Below are 24,137 nucleotides of genomic sequence, written 5' to 3' on the forward strand. Positions count from 1 at the left end.
GGCGAAGGGGAGAGTGGCGGGCGCGTGCGAGCATGGGACCGCACCTGCCGCCACCCACGGAATCGAGGAAGACACCGATGGACGCTGTGACCCACGTCCCCGCCCCCCTGAACGAGCCCGTCCGCGACTACGCACCGGGCAGCCCGGAGCGGGCCGCGCTGGAGGTGGCGCTCGCCGAGGTGGGCAGCACCACGTGGGAGCTGCCGCACACCATCGGGGGAGCCCGCGTCGAGGGCCGCGGGACCAAGATCCCGGTCCGGCAGCCGCACGCGCACGCCAAGGTCCTCGGCACGATCCGTGACGCCACGAAGGCGGACGCGCGCGCTGCCGTCGACGCGGCCAACGCCGCGGCTCCGGCCTGGCGCGACATGTCCTTCGACGACCGTGCCTCCATCCTGCTCAAGGCGGCCGACCTCCTCGCGGGCCCGCACCGCGCGAAGGTCAACGCGGCGACGATGCTCGGCCAGAGCAAGACCGCGATCCAGGCCGAGATCGACAGCGCCTGCGAGCTCATCGACTTCTGGCGCTACAACGTCCACTTCGCCCGCCAGATCCTCGAGGAGCAGCCCCCGGCCAACGCCCCCGGCATCTGGAACCGCACCGACTACCGCTCGCTCGAGGGCTTCGTCTACGCGGTCACGCCGTTCAACTTCACCGCCATCGCCGGCAACCTCCCGACGGCCCCGGCGCTCATGGGCAACACGGTCGTGTGGAAGCCCTCGCACACCCAGCAGCTCGCGGCCCAGTTCCTCCTGGAGATCCTCGAGGAGGCCGGGATGCCGCCGGGCGTCATCAACCTCGTGAGCGGTCACGGCACCGAGGTCTCCGAGGTCGTCCTGGGCCACCCCGAGTTCGCCGGCCTGCACTTCACCGGCTCCACCCGGGTGTTCCAGAGCCTCTGGCAGCAGATCGGCTCCAACCTCACGACCTACCGCCACTACCCGCGGATCGTCGGCGAGACCGGTGGCAAGGACTTCGTCCTCGCCCACCCCAGCGCCGACCCCGACGTCGTGCGCACGGCCCTCATCCGCGGCGCGTTCGAGTACCAGGGCCAGAAGTGCTCCGCCGCGTCGCGTGCCTTCATCCCGCGCAGCGTCTGGAAGGTCATCAAGGACGACCTCGTCGGCCTCACCGAGGGCCTGACGATGGGCGACGTCACCGACCTGTCCAACTTCATGGGTGCGGTCATCGACGACCGGGCCTTCGCCAAGCACAAGGCCGCGATCGACCGGGCCCGGGCCACGAGCGGCATCGAGATCGTGGCCGGCGGCACCTACGACGACTCCGAGGGCTGGTTCGTCCGCCCGACGATCATGGTCGGGGAGGACCCGGCCGACGAGATGTTCTCGACCGAGTACTTCGGGCCGCTGCTCTCGGTCCACGTCTATCCGGACCGGCAGTTCGCCAAGGTCATGGACACGATCGACTCCGCGTCGGCCTACGCCCTCACCGGCTCCATCATCGCCCAGGACCGCACGGCGGTCGCGGCGGCCTCACAGCGTCTGCGCTTCGCCGCCGGCAACTTCTACGTCAACGACAAGCCGACCGGCGCCGTCGTCGGGCAGCAGCCGTTCGGTGGGGGTCGCGCCTCGGGCACCAACGACAAGGCCGGCTCGGCGCAGAACCTCCTGCGCTGGACCAGCCCGCGCTCCATCAAGGAGACGTTCGTGCCGCCGAAGGACCACGCCTACCCGCACATGGGCTGAGGGTCAGGGTCAGCCGAGGCGCTGGTGCAGCAGGCGGGTCTCGACGTCCGCCGCTGCCGCCAGCGGCTCGGCTGCGGCCTTCTCGATCCGCCCGCCGATGAGCGGCACGCCCGCGCGCAGGTCCGCCTCGAGCTCGTGCACGGTGCCGGACTCGCTGGGGGACAGGCGCATCCAGCCCTTCAACGTCATGGGGGCGCCCTTGACGTGGAGGTTGAGGTCGGCCACGCGCCGGCCGTCCGGGTCGGGCGGTCCCCACGTCTGGACCTCGACGATGGTGAGGGTGGCCCCGACGAAGGAGCGGGCGACGTCGGGCAACCCGTCCGCCGGGAGGTGGCGCTCGGTGGTGATGACCGTGCGGTCCTCCCGCGTCGTCACGTCGGCGCTCCACCGGCCGGTCGTCGTGGCATCGCACTTCTCCTCCTGGAACGCCGGGTCGGACATCACGGCGAACACCGCGTCGGGGGCGGCCGGGTACTCGGCTCGGTGGGTGAACTTCACCATGGGCTCCTCACGTGGTCGGCCTCCCGATCCTCCCACCCGGCGAGCGCTCAGCCGAGACGCAGCGCCGCCGCGACGTCCTCGAGCTCCTGCCGGGAGCGGGCGAGGCCGGCCAACAGCCGGTCGCGCCGGCGCCGGTGCTGCACGGCGACGGCGTCGAGCTCGGCCTGGAGCGCGCGCGCCCGCGCGTCGCGCTCGCTCACCGTGCGGTGGTCGGCCTCCCCGGTCACTCCCCACTGCTCACGGACCCGCCCCTCCTCGACGACGAGGCCGGTGGCCGCGGCAGCATCGAGCACGGCGCGCGCCCGCGCCTGCAGCTCGCTCAGCTCGGCGGCATACGCCTGCAGGGCCTCGCCGACCACGTCGGCGTGACGCCCGACCTCGGTCACGGCGTCCATCGCCCGACGCCCCTGCTTGCGCGTGCGCACCGAGGTCGACGTGCCCCAGACCTCACCCAACGACCCGTATGCCGTCGTGCCGCGTCCGTGGAGCGCCACCAGGTCGCGGGACACCCGGCGGGCCGTCCCGCCGGCCGCCGCCAGCGACGCGGGGTCCCCGGGGACGGAGGTCCTCATCGCGGTCCGGACCCGGCCGGCTCGTCGGATGGCGCGTCGAGCGGGTCGCCACGGCGCGCCGTGGACCTCGCGATCGTCGCCCGGTGCTGGGCCGTCACCTCGTCGACGGCGCGCAGGACGTCGACGACTTGGTCGACCCAGCCGTCGAGCGCACGCTGCGGGTCGGGCTCGCCCATGACGACGAGGCAGGAGAGCAGGTCGTCCTCGGCCGCGGCGAGGCCCTCGCCGACCCTGCCGAGGACGGCGCCCACCTCGGTGAGCGCGCGGGGGTCCACCGGCCGTCGCACCACGTCACTCTAGTGCTCACCCGCCCCACACCAGACCCCTCATCCACAGGCGACGGGAGGTGGGTACCCTCGGTGCAGGACACAGGGACGTGTCCCGCCGAGGTGTTCGGCGAACCGCGACGCAAGGATCTGCAGCGCACCATGACGGAGTCATCGGTCCAGCCCCGATCGACCACGCTCGACGCCATCGTCTCGGCGTTCGCCGCCCTCGACCCCCGCCCCGACGGCCCCATCGTCGTCGGCCGCTACTTCCGGCACGTCCCCGACGAGGAGCTCAGCGCACGCCCGTCGCGCACCCTCGCCGGCGCCGTGAAGTCGCACCTCGAGCTCGCGCAGTCACGGCGGCCGGGACAGGCAGCGGTGCGGGTGTTCAACCCGACGACCGACACCGACGGGTGGTCGAGTGCCCGCACCGTCATCCAGGTCGTCACCGACGACATGCCCTTCCTCGTGGACTCCGTCACCGGCACCCTCGTCCAGCGCGACGTCGACATCCACCTCGTCGTCCACCCGCAGCTGCGCGTCCGCCGCGACGAGGCGGGCGAGCTCGTCGAGACGTGCGACGAGGACTGTGCCGGGCCAGTCTCCCAGACCGCGGGCGTGCACTCCGAGTCGTGGATCCTCATGACGATCGACCGCATGGGCGACGAGGCGGCGCGCGACGAGCTCGCCGCCACCCTCGAGGACGTCCTCGTCGACGTCCGTGAGGCCGTCACCGACTGGCCGACGATGCGCACCCGCTGCCTCGTCATCGCCGCCGAGCTCGAGGGCGCACCGCCGCGTGGCGTCGACACCGAGGAGGTCTCGCAGGCGATCGCCTTCCTCCGCTGGATGGCCGACAACCACTTCACGTTCCTCGGCTACCGCGAGTACGCCCTCGAGGAGACGGCGCAGGGGGACGTCATCCGGCCCCTCGGCGGGACCGGCCTCGGCATCCTTCGCGAGGACCCGCCGGCCGACAAGCCGCTCACGCCCCTCTCGCCCGAGGCCAGCCGCAAGGCCCGCGAGCAGGGGGTGCTCGTCCTCACCAAGGCGAACTCGCTCTCGACCGTGCACCGGCCGGCATACCTCGACTACGTCGGCATCCGCACCTACTCCGCGGACGGGACGACGCTGGGGGAGCGGCGCTTCCTCGGGCTCTACGCCTCCACGGCCTACACGGAGTCGGTGCTGCGCCTGCCGGTCGTGGCCGAGAAGGTCAAGGCGGTCCTGGACCGCTCCGGCCTCGCCCCCGACTCGCACACGGGCAAGGACCTCGTCGAAGTCCTCGAGACCTACCCGCGTGACGAGCTGATCCAGGCCACACCCGACCAGCTGTTCGAGACGGCGATGTCCGTCGCGCAGCTGCAGGAGCGCCGGCGCACCAAGCTGTTCCTGCGCGAGGACGACTTCGGTCGCTTCGTGTCGTGCCTGGTCTACATCCCCCGGGACCGCTACAACACCGGCGTGCGCACGCGGATGGCGAGCATCCTCAAGGACGCGTTCGGGGGCGAGAGCGTCGAGTTCACCGCCCGGGTGAGCGAGCGGGCGCTGTCGCGCCTCCAGTTCGTCGTCCGGGTCCCTGTCGGCCAGCGCGTGCGCTCGCTCGACGAGCAGCAGCGGGCCGACCTCGAGCGCAGCCTCGTCGAGGTCAGCCGCACCTGGGCCGACCGTCTCGGCGACGGCCTGCGCGACCGGCTCGGCGAGGTCGAGGGCGACCGCCTGCTCGACCGCTTCGGCCGCGGCTTCCCCACCGGCTACGAGGAGACCTTCTCGGTCGTCCAGGGGGTGGCCGACCTGCAGCACCTCGACCGGCTCGGGGAGGGGCGTCGCACGAGCGTCGCGCTCTACCGGCCCAGCGACTCGCCGGAGAGCATCCGCCGTTTCAAGCTGTTCCGCGTCGACCCGCTGTCGCTCACCGACATCCTCCCGATCTTCACCGACATGGGGGTCGAGGTCGTCGACGAGCAGCCCTACGAGGTGACGCGCTCCGACGGCGCCGTCCTGCACGTCTACGACTTCGGGATGCGGGTCCAGGACCCCGAGGTCTGGTCCCGGGTGCCGCACGAGGAGCTGCGTGACCTCTTCGAGGGCGCGGTCCTCGCGGTCTGGGACGGACGCGCCGAGTCCGACGGGTTCAACCAGCTCGTCCTCGCCGCGCAGCTGACGTGGCGTCAGGTCGTCATCCTGCGCACGGTCGCGAAGTACCTCCGGCAGACGCAGACCACCTTCAGCCAGTCCTACTTCGAGGACGCGCTGGTCACCAACCCCGACATCGCCGCCGACCTCGTCGCCTTCTTCGAGGCGCGGTTCGACCCCGACCGTGACGAGGACGTGGAGGCGCGCAAGGGCCTCGAGGACGAGATCGCCGACCGGGTGACCGCCGCCCTCGACGACGTCAGCTCGCTCGACGAGGACCGCATCATCCGGTCGTTCCTCGCCGTGATGCGTGGCGCGCTGCGCACCAACTTCTACCAGGTCACCGGGGGCTCCGGCTCCGGCGACGGTGCGGGCGACCACGCGACCGACCCCAAGCCCTACGTCTCGCTCAAGCTCGACCCGACGAGCATCCCGGACCTCCCGGCGCCACGTCCGGCCTACGAGATCTGGGTCTACAGCCCCCAGGTCGAGGGCGTGCACCTCCGCTTCGGCGCGGTCGCCCGCGGCGGGCTGCGCTGGAGCGACCGGCGCGAGGACTTCCGCACCGAGATTCTCGGCCTCGTCAAGGCGCAGATGGTCAAGAACGCGGTCATCGTGCCGACCGGGTCCAAGGGTGGGTTCTACGCCAAGAAGCTCCCGGACCCGACCGTGTCGCGCGAGGCGTGGCTCGAGGAGGGCACATCGGCCTACCGCACCTTCATCTCGGCGCTGCTCGACGTCACCGACAACCGGGTCGGCACCGAGATCGTGCCGCCGGAGCGCGTCGTGCGCCACGACGGCGACGACTCCTACCTCGTCGTCGCCGCGGACAAGGGCACGGCGACCTTCTCGGACATCGCCAACGGTGTCGCGCAGTCCTACGGCTTCTGGCTCGACGACGCGTTCGCGTCGGGTGGCTCTGCGGGCTACGACCACAAGGCCATGGGCATCACCGCCCGCGGCGCGTGGGAGTCGGTCAAGCGGCACTTCCGCGAGATGGGCGTCGACTCGCAGAGCGAGGACTTCACCGTCGTCGGTGTCGGCGACATGAGCGGTGACGTCTTCGGCAACGGCATGCTGCTCTCCGAGCACATCAGGCTCGTCGCTGCCTTCGACCACCGACATGTCTTCCTCGACCCCGAACCCGTTGCCGCACAGTCGTTCGCGGAGCGCAGGCGGCTGTTCGAGCTGCCGCGCTCGTCGTGGGACGACTACGACCGGTCGCTCATCTCCGAGGGTGGTGGTGTCTTCTCGCGCTCGCTGAAGTCGATCTCGCTCACGCCGCAGATGCGGGCCGCGCTCGGCCTGGGCGACGAGGTCCGGACGATGACGCCCACCGAGCTCATCCACGCCGTGCTGCTCGCCCCGGTCGACCTGCTGTGGAACGGCGGGATCGGCACCTACGTCAAGGCGTCGTCGGAGGACCACCTCTCCATCGGCGACCGGGCCAACGACGCGATCCGGGTCGACGGCAGGGAGCTGCGGGTCAAGGCCATCGGCGAGGGCGGCAACCTCGGTCTCTCGCAGCTCGGGCGCATCGAGGCCGCCCTGTCCGGCGTGCGCGTCAACACCGACGCGATCGACAACAGCGCGGGGGTCGACACCTCGGACCACGAGGTCAACATCAAGATCCTCCTGGGTGACGTCGTCCGCCGCGGCGACCTCACCACCGAGGAGCGCAACACCCTGCTGGCGTCGATGACCGACGACGTCGCCGAGCACGTGCTGCGCGACAACTACGAGCAGAACGTCCTCCTCGGCAACGCGCGCGCCCAGGAGCTGTCGATGGTCCCGGTGCACGTGCGGCTCATGCGCTGGCTCGAGAAGCGCGGTGAGCTCGACCGCGGGCTCGAGTTCCTGCCGAGCGACGCCGAGATCGCCAAGCGCGTCTCGGAGGGCGTGGGCCTGAAGTCCCCCGAGTTCTCCGTGCTCGTCGCCTACGCGAAGCTGTCGCTCAAGAAGGACATCCTCGCCAGCGACCTGCCCGACGACCCGTACTTCGCCACGACCCTGGCCGACTACTTCCCGCAGGCGCTGCGCGAGACGTATGCCGCGGAGCTGGGCGGGCACCCGCTGAAGCGCGAGATCATCACCAACTCCGTCGTCAACTCGATGGTCAACCGCGGCGGCATCACCTTCGTCTTCCGCACGCAGGAGGAGGCTGCAGGTACGCCCGACCAGGTGGCACGCGCCTTCATCGTGGCCCGTGAGGTCTTCGGGCTGCGCGCCTACGTCGAGCAGATCGAGGCGCTCGACAACATCCTGCCGACGTCGGTGCAGACCAGGCTCTACCTCGAGTTCCGCCGGCTGCTCGACCGGGCGGTCCGGTGGCTGCTCGCCGCGCACCCCGGCACGCTCGACATCACCACCGAGGTGGAGCGGCTCGGTCCCGTCGTGTCCGAGCTTGCCCCGCGCATCCCCGAGCTGCTCCAGGGCAGCGAGCACGACCGCGTGGTCGCGCAGATGGCGGCGTGGGAGGAGGACGGTGTCCCGGCGGAGCTCGCGGCCCGGGCGGCGACGCTGCTCGACAGCTACTCGCTCCTCGACGTCGTCGAGATCGCCTCCGACCTCGACCGCACGCCCAGCGACGTGGCGGAGGCGTACTTCAAGATGTCGGAGCGGTTCGGCATCGACGGGATGCTCAACCGGGTCGCGCAGCTCCCGCGGGACGACCGGTGGGACGCGCTCGCCCGAGGCGCCTTGCGCGACGACCTGTATGCCGTCCTCGAGGCCTACACCCGCAACGCCTTCGAGGCCGAGCCCGACCTCGACAGTGACGAGAGGGTCACCGCCGACGAGCGCATCGCGTCGTGGTGCCGCGCCAACGCGGACGGTGTCGCGCGGGCAGAGAGCCAGCTCACCGGCATACTCGGGCTCGAGAAGCCGACCATCGCGGCACTGTCCGTCGCGCTGCGGTCGCTGCGCTCGGTGGTCCGCTCGGGAGGCTGACCGGAGGAGGACCTAGGCTCGGCGCGTGAGCACCCTCGCCGACTCCTTGCGGGCCTCCACGACGCTCGAGGACCACGAGATCGAGTGGGTCCACCTCGTCGTGGGGGACTGGCAGCTCATCGCCGACCTGTCGTTCGCCGACCTCGTCCTCTGGGTGCCCTCGGAGCTCGACGGGTGGAGGGCGGTCGCCCACGTGCGGCCCAACACGGGGCCGATGGTCTTCTACGACGACGTCGTCGGCCGGATCTCCGGGAGCCGGCTGGAGCCGATCCTCTCCGAGTCCTTCCGCACCCTCGGCATCGTCGACGGGCACGAGCCCGACCGGCAGGAGGAGATGGCGGTGCGCGAGCGGGCCATCCCGGTCGTGCGGCAGGGGCGGGCGCTCGCCGTCATCACGCAGCACACGAACGTCGTGGGCGGCCGCACCCCGAGCCGGCTCGAGCTGACCTACCGGCAGCTCGCCGAGTCGCTGACCCGGATGATCGCGGCAGGGGAGTTCCCCAGCCCGTCCGCGCCCACCGGCGCGCGCCGCGGGGCGCCCCGGGTGGGCGACGGCGTCGTCCACCTCGACGTCGAGGGCGCCGTGCTCTACGCGAGCCCCAACGCGATCTCGGCCATCCACCGGTTGGGGCATCGCGGCGACGTCATCGGCGAGGTCCTCGCCACGGTCGTGGCCGACCTGCTCCAGACCTCCGGGTCCACGGTCGACGAGTCGCTGGCGGTGGTGACGACCGGCCGTGCTCCTTGGTGGACCGAGGTCTCGACCCTGTCTGCCAGTGTCACGATGCGGGCCATCCCGCTGACCCAGCGGGGCCGACGCGACGGGGCGATGATCCTGCTGCGGGACGTGTCGGAGCTGAGGCGCCGCGAGCAGGAGCTCATCACCAAGGACGCGACGATCCGTGAGATCCACCACCGCGTCAAGAACAACCTCCAGACCGTGGCGGCCCTGCTGCGCCTGCAGTCACGCCGCCTGCCGGACGAGGCGGCGCGCAACGCCCTCGACGAGGCGGTCCGCAGGGTCGGGACCATCGCGCTCGTCCACGAGACCCTGAGCCAGGGCATCGACGAGACCGTCGACTTCGACGAGATCGCGGTGCGTGGGCTGCGGGCGGTCGTCGACGTCGCCGTCACCGAGCACCCCGTCGAGTCCCGGGTCACCGGCTCCTTCGGGCGGATGCGGGCCGAGGACGCGACCTCGCTCGCCATGATCGTCTCGGAGATCGTGCAGAACGCGGTCGAGCACGGCCTGAGCGCGGGCGGCACGATCAGCGTGGAGGTGGAGCGGGCCGAGGTCGAGCCCGGCGTCGACGGCCTCACCGTCTCGATCACGGACGACGGCACCGGCCTGCCCGCCGGGTTCCGCCCGGTCCGGGCGGGACTGGGGACGCGCATCGTCACCTCGCTGGTCCAGGACCTGCAGGGTCGGATCCGGTGGGAGCCGGCCGCGCCCCGGGGGACGCGCGTCGAGTTCACCGCGAGGCTGCGGCCGCTGTCCCGGTGAGCGATCGAACCCTCCGAGGTCGTGGCGGAGGGCACACAAGTACGGCCTCGCCGCAAGTGGCGAGGCCGTCGAGCTGGTCGTGCTGGGTGTGCGTCAGCCGGCGCGTCGGGCGCGAGCGTTGCGTCGCTTGAGGGCGCGGCGCTCGTCCTCCGAGAGTCCGCCCCAGACACCGGCGTCCTGTCCGGACTCCAGTGCCCACTTCAGGCAGGTGTCGACGACGTCGCAGCGGCGGCAGACGGCCTTGGCCTCCTCGATCTGCATGATCGCCGGGCCGGTGTTCCCGATGGGGAAGAACAGCTCGGGATCCTCATCGAGGCAGGCAGCGCGGTCGCGCCAATCCATTCGTGGTGCTCCTTCGGTGGAGTTCGGTGGCTGGCCGCTTGCGGGGGTGGCAAGGACCAGAGCAGGTTGCGTCCTTGCAAACCACATCGGACGTGACACACAGACGTCCGATCCTTCAGTCTAGACCCTCGAACCCAATTAAGCACGGGTCGCGGGCAGGAAGATTTCGCCGCGCGACCGCGGTCATGGGAAGGTCCTGCACCGTCAACGCCTCGTCACGCGAGTGTGTTCCGACCCCTGCACCTCCACCCCCCGGGCCGTTCGCGCTCAGCGTCGCCCTCCGCCTGCGCGGGTGGTGGCCACCTGGACCTCGACCTGCCGGGAACCGGAGACGAGGAGCCCCCGGCCGGGCAGCGGCGCCATCCCGCGTGGTGCCCGGATCCCGAAGGGCTCGCCGTCGCTCGGCACCCGGGGACCGAGCAGCAGGCCGGTCCGGGCGCGGGCGACGTCGGGGACGACCCCGCGGAACTGGGTGGCGACGGCCGTGGGCGTGGTGGCGACGACGATGCCGCCGCCGTCCCGGTCCACCAGCGCGCCGATCTCACGGAGCACGGCGTCGACCGGCGTCCCCTCGAGCCGCTCGGCATCGTCGACGAGGACGACGAGGTCGGGGTGGGCCCGCCGCGCGTCCACGAGTGCCCCGGGCTCCCACGGGTCCACGGCGACCGCATCGGGCGCGGCGGCCGCGACGATCCCGCCGCGCCACTCGACGACGGCGACCCTCCTGCCGGCGTGACACGCCGACAGGGCGATGGTCCCCAGGCTCGTCGACCGCCCGGACCCGGCGTGCCCGGCGACGAGGATCCGCCGGCTCCGGCCGAGGTCGAGGTGGGCGACGCTCCCCGTCTCGGCCGAAATTCCGATCGCCAGGAGCGACGGGTCGCGGTCCTCCGTGCGCTGGGCGTCAAGGAGTGCCCGGTAATTGACCAGGGCGGGAAGGCGGGGGATGGCCACCGGCGCCGGCGCGCCCTCCGTCGGGGGCACCGCATCGGCCACCGGGTCGCGAAGGGCCAGCTGCACCTCTCGCCGGTCCCGCAGCCGCAGGGCCCGGCCGGGCGCCCGGCTCGAGGGGAGGTCGCGCGGTGACAGGCCGGCATACGTCGCGTCGGACGGGTCGGCGAGCGGCAGCACGAACGTCTCGCTCGCCACGGCGCCCACCCGACCGGCGAGCAGGCTGCGGTCACCGGTGACGACGGCGCTCAGCCGGCCGCCACCCGACCGCAGCAGGTCGAGCAGCTCGTCACGCAGGCCTACGACGAGGTCGCCGTCGCCGTCGCTGTCCAGCCGGTCCCACCCGTCGACCACGAGGAGGACGACGGCTGGTCGGGCGCACCGGGCCGCAGGGGCGTCGAGCCGTCTCAGGTGCTCGAGCAGTCGGCGGACGCGGGAGACGTCGTCGGCCGCCACGACCGCCCCGACCTGCGGCAGGGTCTCGAGGTCGGCCAGCTCCCCGCTCGTGTCGACGGCATAGACGTGCACGTCCGCCGCCGGGTCGGCGACGTGCGACGCGACCACGGTGCGCAGCCACGAGGTGCGCCCCGACCGGGCGCCACCTGCGACGAGCCAGAGTCCGTGCAGGGCGTGCCGGGTCAACCGATGCTGGCGCTGCTCGTCGGGCAGGTCGACGAGGCCGAGCCCGTCCACGCCGACGCTCGCCACGGCGACCGAGTCGGGCAGCGGCGGCAGCCAGGGCCGGTGAGGCGGAGGGGTCGCCGTGAGCCTCATCGCCTCGTGCGCAGCGGCCGCGACCGCCGCGATCGTGCCCGAGTCGCCGTCGAGCCCTCGCGCGCGCCCGCCGGTCGTGGCCACCGCGCCGGTGGGGGCGCCGGTCGCATCGAGGACCTGCACGGTCGTCGTGCTCCGGGTGCCACCGTGCCCCACCCGGGCGGCCTGGAACTCGACGAGCACACCGTCGCCCCCGCGGGCGAACCCGCGACCCGGCCGGTCGGCGCGCACCCGGGCGGCGTCGGGTGACCCGATCACGTCGGTCGAGTCCGCGACGTCCCGCACCCGCATGGCGATCCGGAGGTTGACGTTGGCCTGGATGTCGGGCGTGACCGCGCCGGCCGGTCGCTGGGTCGCGAGCACGAGGTGGATCCCCAGCGACCGCCCCACCGCCGCGAGCGACACGACGCCGTCGACGAAGTCGGGGAGCTCGTCGGCCAGCAGCCGGAACTCGTCGACGACGATGACGAGCCGGGCCAGCCCTCCGGCGCGACGGCGGTGGTCGTCGTAGTCGCGGGAACCGGACGCGGCGAGCAGGTGCTCGCGTCGATCCACCTCGGCCCGGAGGCTGGTCAGGGCCCGTCGCGACAACCCCTCGTCGAGGTTGGTGACGAGTCCGACCGTGTGCGGCAGCGCCCCGCACTTCCCGAACGCCGCCCCGCCCTTGTAGTCGACGAGGACGAACGACAGGTCCGCCGGTGAGCACCCCAGCGCCAGCGAGGTCACGAGGCTGCGCAACAGCTCGGACTTGCCCGACCCGGTCGTGCCGCCGACGAGCAGGTGCGGGCCGTCGGCGGCGAGGTCGACGACCCAGTCGCCACCGGCGGTTCGCCCCAGGTGCGCCACCGGTCGGCCCGAGCCCTGCCGCCAACGAGCGATCAGGGCTGCTGCTGACGGGCCGCCACGACCCTGGATCCACGGAAGCAGGTCGAGCAGGTCGACCGCCGCCGGGACCTCGTCGGTGTCGCCCGACGCGTCGACGAGGGCCGCCAGCGACCTGCCGAGGCGCTCGCCCCACCACCCCTGCACGCGGTCGGGGGTGAACGTCGGCACCGGTTCGGCGCCGTCGACGTCGAGCCGGGCCGCCCCCTCGCGCTCGCCGCGACCGAGGTCGACCACGGCGCCACACGCCGCCGGGAGGGCGGCGGCGGTCCGGGCGCCGGCAAGGCACCACACCCCCAGCGCACCTCCGCGTTCGAGGAGCTCGACGAGGTCTCCGCCGGCCACGTCCGCCGTGCTGTCGGGCAGCACGACGAGCACGGGCGGAGCGTCGACGGAGCCGCCACGCTCGCGGACGCGCTCACGTGCCGTGACCTCCCGTCGCACCGTCTCGAGACAGGCCTCCGCCGTGGCATGGGCCGTCGTGTGCGGCAGCCAGCGCGCCCAGGAGAAAGGGTGGTCGAGCTCGTCCGTGACCTCCTCGTCGGCGATGACGACGAGCTGGAGGTCGCGAGGGGAGTGCAGCGCTGCCACCTGCCCGAGGACGTGGGTGAGCACCTCCAGAACCTCACCTCGACCTCCGACCACCCCCAGCCCGTGGACCGCCCCGAGGGCCACTTCGACCGGCAGGTCGGCGAGCGGGGCGTGCTCGACGACGCCGGTCGGGGGCGCCCAGCCGGTGCGCGACGGCAGGTCTCCCACGCCGAGGCGGACGCGAGCGAACTCGGCGCCGCCCCGACGACGTTCCCACAGGCGAGGTCCCGGGCCGGTCGCGGCGGCGAGGACCGCCGCCGGGTCCGGGGCGTCGCGCCACCGTCCCTCACGCTCGAGCCGTCGCCACGTGGTGTGCTCGGCCCGCTGCCGGCCGAGCTCGGCCTCGTGACGGGTCATCGCCCGCGCGTGCTCACGCCTGACCCCGACCCGGTCGCCGACGACGGTGCCGACGAGCATGAGCGGCGAGAGGAGGGCGAAGGCGAGCATCTGCGGACCGAAGAACACGGCCAGCGCCGCGGCGAACGGCAGCGGCAGCGCGGCCGCGACCCACGGGATCCGCCCGCGGTGCGGAGGCGTCGGGGGAGTGGGCGCGTCGACCGTGACGCGGGCCTGCGGCGGCCGCGTGCGCGGCGAGCGGTTGACGGCCACCCGTCCGTCGTCCCGCACCCGTGTCGGTGCCGTGGTCCCGGTGCCGCGCACGAGACGCAGCAGGGAGTCGCCGATGGCGAGCAGCATCGTGCCGTCGATGTCGACCGACCCGCCGGGGTCCAGCCGGACGTCACCGACCCGTGTGCCGTTGGTGGAGCAGAGGTCCGTGACGCGGAAGCCCTCGTCCGTCGGCTGCACGACGACGTGGCGGCGGCTGAGGCGGTCGTCCGCGAGGCTGAGCCCCGAGCCGGCAGACCGGCCCACGACCACACCCGCCGGCGTCACCGGGGCGCGGCGTCCGGCGTCGGGACCCGCGACGACCACGAGGTCCACCGGCGCCGTCACCGCCGGCTCCGGCTCGCGCCTCGCGCCGACGACCACGGTCGCACCGTGGACGAGCGGCGGCACGCCGATCCTCGCCGACCCGTCGAGGACCATGCCGCCCACCGACGCCTCGATCGCAGCGGCACCGACATCCACGCCGGGACCGACCAGCTCCTCGACGAGCGGCCAGAGACCGGCCAGCGTCGTCCCGCCCGGAGCGGTCACGCGCAGGTCGACCCGGCCGGCCCGACGCCGGGGCAGGCGCAGCGTCAGGTCGAGCTCGATCGGGGACGGCATGTCCGCACGCTAGACAGGACGCGAGGACGGCCCGCCGACTTTTCCACAGCCCCGGCGGGCTGGGAGGAACGACGGGGTGGGCCGCCTCAGGTCGGATCGGTCACGGCATACGTGCGCAGGCTGAGCGGCGCCAAGGTGACCTCCTCGCCGGCACGGACGGTGCTCCCGCGCTCCGGCCGCTCCCAGACGCTGTCCCAGAGGAGCGTGAAGGCCGAGAGGCCGGGGGCCGCCGGCAGCCGGAGACGCTGCTCGTGCAGGCCGCCGTGGAGCACGACGAGCACGGACTCGTGCCCGAGCCAGGCGCCGTTGACGAGCATCTGGAGGGTGCGGTTGTCCGGCGAGGACCAGTCCTGCATCGGCTGCCCGTCGGCGCCGTACCAGGCGAGGTCGATCGAGCCGTCCTCGTGGACCTCGCGTCCCTCCGCCCACGTGCGCTGACGCAGGGCCGGGTGCTCGCGCCGGATGCCCACGAGGTGGCGCGTGGTCGCGAGCAGGTCCTCCTGCCACGGCTCGAGGTCCCAGTCGAACCACGTCGTCGCGTTGTCCTGGTTGTAGGGGTTGTTGTTGCCGCCCTGGCTGCGCCCGAGCTCGTCACCGGCGTTGATCATCGGGATGCCGGAGCTGAGCAGCAGGGTGCCGAGGAGGTTGCGCATCGAGCGGCGACGCAGCGTCAGCACCTGCTCGTCCTCGGTCGGTCCTTCCACGCCGTGGTTCCACGACCGGTTGCCGTCCGAGCCGTCCCGGTTGTCCTCGCCGTTGTCCTCGTTGTGCTTGACGTCGAATGCCGTGAGGTCGGCCAGCGTGAACCCGTCGTGCGCGGCCACGAAGTTCACCGAGGCGGTGGGGCCGCGGTCCCGCGTGCCGAAGAGGTCACGGGAGCCGGCGAGGCGGGTCGCGAGGTCCTGGACGCCGTGGGGAAGGTGCCCCGGCGTCGTCGGCCGGTGGTCGCCCAGCCAGAAGTCCCGGACGGAGTCGCGGAAGCGGTCGTTCCACTCCGAGAAGGGCGGGGGGAACTGTCCCGTGCGCCAGCCGTGCATGCCGACGTCCCACGGCTCGACGATGAGCTTGGTCCGGGAGAGCAGCGGGTCGGTGCGGAGCCCGACGAGGAACGGGTGGTCGGGGTCGAACTCGTCGGTGCGTCCCCGCCCGAGGGCGACCGCGAGGTCGAAGCGGAAGCCGTCGACGTGGCACTCCTGCACCCAGTAGCGCAGCGAGTCCAGGGCCAGCCGGGCCATGACGGGGTGGCGCAGGTCCAGCGTGTTGCCCGTCCCGGTGACGTCGATGTCTCGGCCGCGCTCGTCGAGGCGGTAGTAGGCGCGGTTGTCCAGGCCGCGGAACGACAGGGTCGCGCCGGTGACGTCCTGCTCGGCGGTGTGGTTGTAGACGACGTCGAGGAGGACCTCGAGCCCGGCGGCGTGGAGCAGCTTGACCATGCCCTTGAACTCGTCGACCGCCCCTTGGGGGTCGTCGGCGGCGGCGTAGGCGGCGTGGGGGGCGAAGAAGCCGAGGGTGTTGTAGCCCCAGTGGTTGCTCAGCCCCCGCTGGACGAGGGCAGGCTCCGAGGTGAACGAGTGCACGGGGAGCAGCTCGACCGCGGTGACGCCGAGCCCGGTGAGGTGGGCCACGGTCGCGGGGTGGGCCATCCCGGCATACGTCCCGCGCAGCTCCTCGGGCACTCCCGGGAGGTGCATCGTGAGGTTGCGGACGTGCGTCTCGTAGATCACGGACTCGCTGCGCGTCACGGCAGGGGGAGCGTCGTCACCCCAGTCGAAGGCGTCGTCGACGACGACGGAGCGCGGCATGTCCGGCGCGGAGTCGGACTCGGACGGGTGCGAGCCGTCACCCCGCCAGCCGTCCTCGTCCACCACGTGCCCGTAGACGCTCGGCCCCCAGCGGACCTCACCCTCGATGGCCTTGGCGTAGGGGTCCATGAGCAGCTGCGCGGGGTTGTGCCGCATGCCCCGCTCGGGGTCCCATGCGCCGTCGACCCGGAACCCGTAGCGCTGTCCCACGCCCACCTCGGGGACGAACCCGAACCACCAGCCGAAGGCGTGGTCCGTGAGGGGGATCCTGCGCTCGCTCGTGCCCGCGTCGTCGCCCGCGTCGAAGAGGCAGAGCTCCACCGCGTCGGCGTGGCCGGCGTAGACGCAGACCTCGATCCCCCCCTCGTGGACGGTGACGCCGGGCGGGGGAGGCAGGTCCGGTGCCACGCGCAGCGAGGGTGCGGTGGCGGCGGACGTCGACGGCGTCATGGGCGCAGCCTATTGACGGCACCGGGCGGACGCGTCGCGCGACCGGCTCCCGCGCGCGTCGGATCGCCCGCATGACAAGGTGGACACATGAGTGATCCCACCTCCCTCCCCAACTTCCCCCCGCCCGCGGACGAGCACCCGCTGCGTGGTCGCGTCCTCGACGTCCTCGTCGACATGGGCGCCCAGCCGAACCTCGACACCGACGGCGACGTGGCCTACCAGGCCAACGAGCAGACGATCTTCGTGCGCGTCACCGAGGGCGAGCTGCCGGTCATGCGTATCTTCGGGCAGTGGACCCTGCCGGAGGAGGTCGCCGGCGACACGGTCAAGGTCTCGGCCACGTGCAACGAGGTCAACCTCTCGCTCAACTGCGTCAAGACGGGTGTCGCCAACAACACCCTCGTCGTCACGAGCGAGCACCTCGTCGTCCCCGGCGCCGAGGTCGCCACGCTCGTCCAGGTCAGCACCTCGATCATCCTCTCCGCCGTGCAGCTCTGGCACGAGCGCGCGCTCGGCCTCGAGCCGGGACAGGCGCAGGGCGAGACCGGGCAGGCGCAGGACGAGACCGGCCCCGAGGCCAACGGCTCGACCCCGCCCCAGGGCAGCTGATGTCCGAGGTCGTGCGGCTCGAGGTCGCCGACGGGATCGGCGTCATCCGTCTCGACCGGCCCCCGATGAACGCGCTCAACGACGAGGTGCAGCACGGCCTCATCGCCGCCTCGAAGGAGGCGACCGAGCGCAAGGACGTCGCCGCGGTCGTCGTCTACGGCGGGGCCAAGGTCTTCGCCGCCGGGGCCGACATCAAGCAGATGGTCGACATGTCCTACACGGACATGGCCGACCACTCGCTGCTGCTGCAGGACTTCACCCGGGCCCTGGCGCGCATCCCGAAGCCGACCGTGGCCGCCATCACTGGCTACGCCCTCGGCGGTGGGTGCGAGGTCGCGCTCGCCTGCGACTTCCGGATCGCCGCCCGCGGCGCCCGGCTGGGCCAGCCCGAGATCCTCCTCGGCATCATCCCGGGGGCGGGTGGCACGCAGCGCCTGGCCCGCCTCGTCGGCCCCGCCAGGGCCAAGGACATCATCTTCACCGGCCGCTTCGTCGACGCCGACGAGGCGCTCGCGATCGGTCTCGTCGACGAGGTCGTCGACGTCGAGGAGGGCTCCGACGACGCGGCCGACCCGGTGCTCGCCGCCGCACGGCGGATGATGCAGCGGTATGCCGGTGGGCCGGCCTACGCGATCCGTGCGGCCAAGGAGGCCATCGACTCCGGGCTCGAGGTCGACCTGCAGAGCGGGCTCGAGATCGAGCGGATGCTCTTCACGTCGCTGTTCGCCACGAAGGACCGCGAGACCGGCATGCGCTCGTTCGTCGAGAAGGGTCCGGGCAAGGCGAGCTTCGAGGGCGCATGAGGGCGTCGGCGTGGCCCCTGACCGTCAGCCGGTCAGGACCTCGTCGACGAAGGTGCTCAGGCCCTCGACGTCCTCGTAGAGGTGCGAGGTGATGCCGAGGATCTCGGCGGTCGCGATGTTCTCGCGGGAGGCGTCGACGTAGGCGATCTCGCTGAACATCAGCCGGCTGCGCAGCGCTGCGCGGCTGAAGGCGTCGGGGTCGGGCTTGGCCAGACCGAGGTCGGTGCTGCTCACGACGCCGTCGACCTCGTCGACGAGGCCGAGCTGTTCGAGGTCGTCGACGAGCCGGGTGGTGGCGTTGGTGAGCAGGACGACCTTCGCCATGGTGCGGGCGTGCCGCACCACCTCGAGCACCTCGGGGTCGACCCGGCCGACGGGGAGCATCCAGTCGCTCACCGCCGCCTGTGCCACGTCACCGTGGTCGACCGCGAGGGCATGGACCACCGATGAGCGCCAGGTCCCGTCGTCGACCGCCCCGATGAGGGCGGGCACGAAGCGGTCGGGGTCGAACGCGGCACGGGAGAGAGCGCCCGCGGGCAGGCCGTAGTTGCGCTCGACCCTGGCCGTGTGCGAGGAGTCCCAGATCCGGAGGACGCCGTCGAGGTCGAGCAGCAGGACCTTGATCACGGACGTCCCTCCTCACCTCGTTGCTCGGGTCCTTCGATGTTCTCCCACTCGGGCGCCGGTGTGGGGGCTGGGCGTCAGGCAGGTTTCTGTGCCCACCATCACGCCCGCACGATTCTCCGGACCACGGCCACCCGGCATACGCTCGTCAGGAGCCGCACACCCACTGGATCCATCCCGAGAGATGAGGACGAGGCACGCATGAACATCGTCGTCTGCGTCAAGTACGTGCCTGACGCACAGTCCGACCGCTCCTTCGACGAGGCCGACAACACCACGGACCGCGCCGGCGTCGAGGGGCTCCTGTCCGAGCTCGACGAGTACGCCGTCGAGGAGGCCCTCAAGCTCGCCGAGGCCGGCGAGGGTGAGGTCACCGTGCTCACCGTCGGCCCCGAGCAGGCTGTCAACGCTCTCAAGAAGGCCCTGCAGATGGGCGCCGACAAGGCCGTCCACATCAGCGACGAGGCCATCCACGGCTCCGACGCCCCGGCCACGTCGCTCGTCCTCGCCGAGGCGATCAAGAAGGCCGCAGGGGGTGGCACGCCCGACCTCGTCATCACCGGGATGTCCTCGACCGACGGCGTCATGGGCGTCGTCCCGGCCATGGTCGCCGAGCGCCTGGGCCTGCCGCAGGTCACCTACGCCTCCGAGCTGACCATCGACGGCCAGGCGGTGCGCATCCGCCGCGACGGCGACGTCGCCTCCGAGACGATCGAGGCGTCCCTGCCGGCGCTGGTCTCGGTCACCGACCAGATCAACGAGCCGCGCTACCCCTCGTTCAAGGGGATCATGGCCGCCAAGAAGAAGCCCGTCGAGACGTGGACCCTCGCGGACCTGGGCATCGACGCCGGTCAGGTCGGCCTCGAGGCCGCGTGGACCAGGGTCACCGCCTTCGCCAAGCGCCCGCCGCGTGAGCAGGGCCAGCTCGTCACCGACGAGGGTGACGGTGGCACCAAGCTCGCCGAGTTCCTGTCCGCGCAGAAGTTCCTCTGAGGAGAAAAGACCCATGGCTGAAGTTCTCGTCCTCGTCGACCACGCGGGCGGCAAGGTCCGCAAGGCGACCGCGGAGCTGCTGACCCTGGCCCGTCGCCTCGGTGAACCCTCCGCGGTGCACATCGGCCCCGGCGCCGAGACCGCGCAGGTCACCCTCGCCAAGTACGGCGCCGCCAAGGTCTACGTCTACGACGCGCCCGACGCGCTCGAGTACCTCGTCGCCCCCCAGGCCGAGATCCTCGCATCGCTCGTCGAGAAGACCTCTCCCGTCGCCGTGCTCATCCCGAGCAACGCCGCGGGCAAGGAGATCGCCGCCCGCCTGGCCATCCGTACCGAGTCGGGCCTGATCACCGACGCCGTCGACGTGCGCGCCGGCGGCGAGGGCGTCGAGACGACCCAGTCGGTCTTCGCCGGGTCCTACTCGGTGACCTCCACCATCACCACGGGCACCGCGATCGTCGCGGTCAAGCCCAACTCGGCCGCGATCGAGGCCGCCCCCGCCGCCGGCGAGGTGGACAAGATCGAGCTCACCCTCTCCGACGCCGCCAAGGCGGTCCGGGTCGTCGAGTCCAAGCCCAAGGCGGCCACCGGTCGCCCCGAGCTCACCGAGGCGGCGATCGTCGTGTCGGGCGGTCGTGGCACCGGTGGCGACTTCGCCCCCGTGGAGGAGTTCGCCGACAGCCTCGGCGCGGCCGTCGGCGCGAGCCGCGCTGCCGTCGACGCCGGCTGGTACCCGCACAGCAACCAGGTCGGCCAGACCGGCAAGCAGGTCTCGCCGCAGCTGTACGTCGCGGCCGGCATCTCCGGGGCCATCCAGCACCGCGCCGGGATGCAGACGTCCAAGACGATCGTCGCCATCAACAAGGACGAGGAGGCGCCGATCTTCGAGCTCGTCGACTTCGGCGTCGTCGGTGACCTGTTCACCGTGCTGCCGCAGGCGACCGAGGCCGTCAAGAAGGCCAAGGGCTGACGTCGAGCGCCGGCTCTCCCATGCGGAGGGAACCGTGAGGGTCCGGAGGGAACATTCCCCTCCGGACCCTCACGTTTTCCGCATGGGGAGCAAAAGTTCTGGCGACCGTAGAATCGGCTGGTGAGCGCGTACCTGGACCATGCTGCGACGACCCCCGTGCGGGCGTCGGCTCGCGCGGCGTGGCTCGAGCAGTCCGAACGCGTGGGCAACGCGTCGTCGCTGCACACGTCCGGACGTGCCGCCCGCGCCGTCGTCGAGGAGTCGCGCGAGCAGATCGCCGGTGCCCTCGGGGCGCGCCCCTCCGAGGTCGTCTTCACCTCCGGTGGCACCGAGGCCGACAACCTCGCGGTCAAGGGGACGTATGCCGCTCGCCGCCACTCCGCGCACGCGCACCGCCTCGTCGTGAGCGGCATCGAGCACCACGCGGTGCTCGACCCCGTCCAGCACCTCGCCAGGCGTGACGGCGCCGAGGTGACCTGGCTCGAGCCGGACCGGTGCGGGCACATCTCCGTCGAGGACCTGCGCCGTGCGCTGCTCGCCGAAGCCGGCGACACCCCCGCCCTCGTCAGCGTGATGTGGGCCAACAACGAGGTGGGCACCGTCCAGCCGGTCGCCGAGCTCGCGGCCGTGGCCCGCGAGGCCGGGGTGCCGTTCCACACCGACGCGGTCCAGGCGGTCGGCCAGCTGCCCGTGGACTTCGCGGGGAGCGGCGTGGACCTCATGACCGTCTCGGCGCACAAGGTCGGCGGACCCGTCGGTGTCGGCGCGCTCCTTGCCCGGCGCGACGCGACGATGGTGCCGCTCGTCCACGGCGGTGGGCAGGAGCGGCAGGTGCGATCGGGCACGCTGGACGCGGCCGGCATACGGGCGTTCGCGGTGGCGCTCACCGAGGCGGTCGCCGAGCGCGAGTCGTCCGCGGCCCGGCTCGGCACGCTCCGTGACCGGCTCATCACCGGCGCGCTCGGTCTCGACCTCGGCGTCACGGTGAGCGGCTGCTGGACCGCGGGGGAGCGGGCCGACCGGCTTCCCGGCAACGCGCACCTGCTCGTGCCGGGCTGCGAGGGCGACTCCCTGCTCTACCTCCTCGACGCCGCGGGCGTGGAGTGCTCCACCGGGTCCGCCTGCCAGGCCGGCGTGCCTCAGCCCAGCCACGTCCTGCTCGCCATGGGCTACGCCGAGGTGGAGGCGCGCGGCGCCCTGCGGCTGTCACTGGGGCACACCTCGACGGAGACCGACGTGGACGCGTTCCTCGCCGCCCTGCCGGCGGTCGTCGAGCGCGCCCGTCGTGCCAGCGGGGCCGCGTGATGCGCGTCGTCGCCGCGATGAGCGGGGGCGTGGACTCGGCCGTCGCCGCGGCCCGGATGCTCGACGCCGGTCACGAGGTCGTCGGCGTCCACCTGGCGCTGTCGCGCTCGGCCGCGACGCTGCGCGAGTCGGCGCGGGGGTGCTGCACGATCGAGGACGCGGGCGACGCCCGACGTGTGGCTGACCGGCTCGGCATCCCGTTCTACGTCTGGGACATGGCCGAGCGGTTCCAGCGGGCCGTCATGGACGACTTCGTCGCGGAGTACGCCGCCGGCCGGACGCCGAACCCGTGCCTGCGCTGCAACGAGTCGATCAAGTTCACCGCGCTGCTCGACCGTGCCGTGGCGCTCGGCTTCGACGCCGTGGCCACGGGCCACTACGCGCAGGTCGTCGAGCGGGTGGGTGCCGGCGGGGCGGTGGTCCGCGAGCTGCACCGGGCCGTGGACGCGGACAAGGACCAGTCCTACGTGCTCGGGGTGCTCGACGCGGAGCAGCTGTCCCGCGCCTTCTTCCCGCTCGGCGACACGACCAAGCCGCGGATCCGCGAGGAGGCGGCCGCCCGGGGCTTCTCGGTGGCGAAGAAGCCGGACTCCTACGACATCTGCTTCATCCCCGACGGTGACACCCGGGCTTGGCTGACCACCCGGCTGGGGGAGCAGCCCGGCGAGATCGTCGACGCGACGAGCGGGGAGGTCGTCGGCGGGCACCAGGGGTCCTACGGGTTCACGGTCGGTCAGCGGCGCGGCCTGGGCCTCGACCGGTCGGCGCTGGACGGCGACCCGCGCTACGTCGTCGGCGTCGACGCCCCCACCAACCGCGTCCTCATCGGGACCACCGACCTCCTCGGGGTCGACGTCATCCGCGCCGACCACGCCCGGTGGTGCGGGCCGCCCCCAGCCGGAGAGGTGCGGCTCGGGGCGCAGGTGCGGGCGCACGGCGAGGAGGTCCCGGCGTGGGCCCGCGTGGACGACGCGGAGCCGGAGGTCGTGCACGTGCGCCTGGACGTGCGGCTGCGCGGGGTGGCGCCCGGGCAGTCGGTCGTCCTCTACGACGGCACCAGGGTCGTGGGCTCGGCGACCATCGCCTCGACCGACCGGTCGGCCCGGGGAATAGTTGAGCATTCAATGACGCTGAACGGGTCTGGATAGCCCCCGACCCGGGGACACGAGCGAAGGAGCCCGTCATGCCTGCTGTGACCGTCGACAACATCCTCACCCTGCCGCGTGTCGCCACGCCGCAGGCCACGGCGCCGAGCCGTCCCGTGCTCGCCGTGACGACGGCCCCGCAGGGCTTCGAGGGCGAGGGCTTCCCGGTGCGCCGGGCGTTCGCCGGAGTTGACCTGGCGGCGCTCGACCCGTTCATCCACATGGACCAGATGGGCGAGGTGGAGTACGCGCCGGGCGAGCCCAAGGGCACCTCGTGGCACCCGCACCGCGGCTTCGAGACGGTGACCTACATCATCGACGGCACCTTCGTGCACCGTGACTCCCACGGTGGGGGCGGCCAGATCACCGACGGCGACACCCAGTGGATGACCGCCGGCTCGGGCCTGCTCCACATCGAGACCCCGCCGGAGTCGCTCGTCCTCAGCGGCGGCCTCTTCCATGGGCTCCAGCTGTGGGTCAACCTCCCGAGCACGATGAAGATGTCGCCGCCGCGCTACCAGGACATCCGCGGCGGCGAGGTGGCGCTGCTCTCCAGCCCGGACGGTGGCGCGCTGCTGCGGGTCATCGCCGGCGAGCTCGACGGCCACGCCGGTCCGGGCATCACGCACACCCCGATCAGCATCGTGCACGCGACCGTCGCGCCCGGTGCCCGGGTCCGGCTGCCCTGGAACCCGGGCTACAACGCCCTCGTCTACGCGCTGGGCGGCCGTGGCACCGTGGGCGCCGACCGCCGGCCACTGCGGATGGGCCAGCTGGCCGTCCTGGGCGCCGGGGATGTCATCGAGGTCGGTGCCGACGACAGCCAGGAGAGCCGCAGCCCCAGCCTGGACCTCTACATCATGGGAGGCCGACCGATCCGCGAGCCGGTCGCCGCCTACGGGCCGTTCGTGATGAACACCCGCGCCGAGCTGATGACGGCGTTCGAGGACTTCCAGGCCGGCCGGCTCGGCACCATCCCGTCGGAGCCGCACCCCGGCCACGACGTCCTCTGACGCGGGCGCGTGCCGG

At 72.5% G+C, this 24,137-nt stretch carries 17 protein-coding genes; 10 read left to right on the plus strand and 7 right to left on the minus strand.

Annotated features, from left to right (window positions below):
- The first annotated feature begins 77 nt into the window (after positions 1-77).
- Complete coding sequence (gene pruA, locus ACOJV9_RS12920) at positions 78-1,706, plus strand: L-glutamate gamma-semialdehyde dehydrogenase (protein WP_420185626.1); 1,629 nt, start codon at positions 78-80, stop codon at positions 1,704-1,706.
- A gap of 9 nt (positions 1,707-1,715) precedes the next feature.
- Here pruA and ACOJV9_RS12925 read toward each other — a convergent pair whose 3' ends face one another.
- Genes ACOJV9_RS12925 through ACOJV9_RS12935 form a run of 3 tightly spaced genes read right to left on the minus strand, consistent with a single transcriptional unit; the run spans position 1,716 to position 3,066 of the window.
- Complete coding sequence (locus tag ACOJV9_RS12925) at positions 1,716-2,204, minus strand: DUF2505 domain-containing protein (protein ID WP_420185627.1); 489 nt, start codon at positions 2,202-2,204, stop codon at positions 1,716-1,718.
- A gap of 50 nt (positions 2,205-2,254) precedes the next feature.
- Positions 2,255-2,779 carry a hypothetical protein gene (locus tag ACOJV9_RS12930; protein ID WP_420185628.1) on the minus strand — a complete coding sequence of 175 codons (525 nt, stop codon included), beginning with the start codon at positions 2,777-2,779 and terminating at the stop codon, positions 2,255-2,257.
- Entirely contained in the window at positions 2,776-3,066 is a 291-nt protein-coding gene (locus tag ACOJV9_RS12935; RefSeq protein WP_420185629.1) for a hypothetical protein, read from the minus strand. The genes ACOJV9_RS12930 and ACOJV9_RS12935 overlap by 4 nt, the downstream gene beginning before the upstream one ends.
- 141 nt (positions 3,067-3,207) lie before the next feature.
- On the opposite strand from ACOJV9_RS12935, the gene ACOJV9_RS12940 reads away from it, so the two are divergent.
- A complete protein-coding gene (locus ACOJV9_RS12940) occupies positions 3,208-8,133 on the plus strand; it encodes an NAD-glutamate dehydrogenase (protein ID WP_420185630.1) in 4,926 nt (1,641 codons plus the stop codon).
- A 25-nt stretch (positions 8,134-8,158) separates the two neighbouring features.
- Positions 8,159-9,637 (plus strand): sensor histidine kinase, encoded by a 1,479-nt coding sequence (locus tag ACOJV9_RS12945; protein ID WP_420185631.1) that lies wholly within the window; start codon positions 8,159-8,161, stop codon positions 9,635-9,637.
- 93 nt (positions 9,638-9,730) lie between these two features.
- Here the strand turns inward: ACOJV9_RS12945 and ACOJV9_RS12950 are convergent, their stop codons facing one another.
- The 3 genes from ACOJV9_RS12950 to glgX form a co-directional block, all read right to left on the minus strand.
- The gene (locus tag ACOJV9_RS12950; protein WP_035938865.1) at positions 9,731-9,979 is read right to left on the minus strand and encodes a WhiB family transcriptional regulator; all 249 of its coding nucleotides are present in this window, start codon (positions 9,977-9,979) and stop codon (positions 9,731-9,733) included.
- A 267-nt stretch (positions 9,980-10,246) separates the two neighbouring features.
- Positions 10,247-14,407, minus strand: a complete 4,161-nt coding sequence (locus tag ACOJV9_RS12955; RefSeq protein ID WP_420185632.1) for an FtsK/SpoIIIE domain-containing protein — start codon at positions 14,405-14,407, stop codon at positions 10,247-10,249.
- A gap of 86 nt (positions 14,408-14,493) precedes the next feature.
- The gene (gene glgX / locus ACOJV9_RS12960; RefSeq protein ID WP_420185633.1) at positions 14,494-16,659 is read right to left on the minus strand and encodes a glycogen debranching protein GlgX; all 2,166 of its coding nucleotides are present in this window, start codon (positions 16,657-16,659) and stop codon (positions 14,494-14,496) included.
- 87 nt (positions 16,660-16,746) lie between these two features.
- Here glgX and ACOJV9_RS12965 point away from each other — a divergent pair, with 87 nt between their 5' ends.
- Together ACOJV9_RS12965 and ACOJV9_RS12970 are read left to right on the plus strand one after the other, a co-directional pair.
- On the plus strand, positions 16,747-17,268 hold the full coding sequence (locus ACOJV9_RS12965) for a T3SS (YopN, CesT) and YbjN peptide-binding chaperone 1 (RefSeq protein ID WP_420185634.1): 522 nt from the start codon (positions 16,747-16,749) through the stop codon (positions 17,266-17,268).
- Positions 17,268-18,071: an enoyl-CoA hydratase/isomerase family protein gene (locus ACOJV9_RS12970; protein ID WP_420185635.1), complete on the plus strand. Its 804-nt coding sequence runs from the start codon at positions 17,268-17,270 to the stop codon at positions 18,069-18,071. The genes ACOJV9_RS12965 and ACOJV9_RS12970 overlap by 1 nt, the downstream gene beginning before the upstream one ends.
- Before the next feature lie 24 nt (positions 18,072-18,095).
- Here the strand turns inward: ACOJV9_RS12970 and ACOJV9_RS12975 are convergent, their stop codons facing one another.
- Positions 18,096-18,698, minus strand: coding sequence for an HAD family hydrolase (locus tag ACOJV9_RS12975; protein WP_420185636.1), 603 nt, complete (start codon positions 18,696-18,698; stop codon positions 18,096-18,098).
- Between the two features lie 198 nt (positions 18,699-18,896).
- On the opposite strand from ACOJV9_RS12975, the gene ACOJV9_RS12980 reads away from it, so the two are divergent.
- The 5 genes from ACOJV9_RS12980 (at position 18,897) to ACOJV9_RS13000 (ending at position 24,121) form a co-directional block, all read left to right on the plus strand.
- The gene (locus tag ACOJV9_RS12980) at positions 18,897-19,688 is read left to right on the plus strand and encodes an electron transfer flavoprotein subunit beta/FixA family protein (RefSeq protein ID WP_420185637.1); all 792 of its coding nucleotides are present in this window, start codon (positions 18,897-18,899) and stop codon (positions 19,686-19,688) included.
- Between the two features lie 13 nt (positions 19,689-19,701).
- A complete protein-coding gene (locus tag ACOJV9_RS12985; RefSeq protein WP_420185638.1) occupies positions 19,702-20,658 on the plus strand; it encodes an electron transfer flavoprotein subunit alpha/FixB family protein in 957 nt (318 codons plus the stop codon).
- Between the two features lie 120 nt (positions 20,659-20,778).
- Positions 20,779-21,963 carry a cysteine desulfurase family protein gene (locus tag ACOJV9_RS12990; protein WP_420185639.1) on the plus strand — a complete coding sequence of 395 codons (1,185 nt, stop codon included), beginning with the start codon at positions 20,779-20,781 and terminating at the stop codon, positions 21,961-21,963.
- Complete coding sequence (gene mnmA, locus ACOJV9_RS12995; protein WP_420185735.1) at positions 21,963-23,111, plus strand: tRNA 2-thiouridine(34) synthase MnmA; 1,149 nt, start codon at positions 21,963-21,965, stop codon at positions 23,109-23,111. Before ACOJV9_RS12990 ends, mnmA begins: the two co-directional genes overlap by 1 nt.
- Before the next feature lie 35 nt (positions 23,112-23,146).
- Positions 23,147-24,121 carry a pirin family protein gene (locus ACOJV9_RS13000; protein WP_420185640.1) on the plus strand — a complete coding sequence of 325 codons (975 nt, stop codon included), beginning with the start codon at positions 23,147-23,149 and terminating at the stop codon, positions 24,119-24,121.
- Positions 24,122-24,137 lie beyond the last annotated feature (16 nt).

Origin of the sequence: Knoellia terrae (assembly GCF_048606435.1) — a bacterium.
Lineage (GTDB): Bacteria > Actinomycetota > Actinomycetes > Actinomycetales > Dermatophilaceae > Knoellia > Knoellia terrae.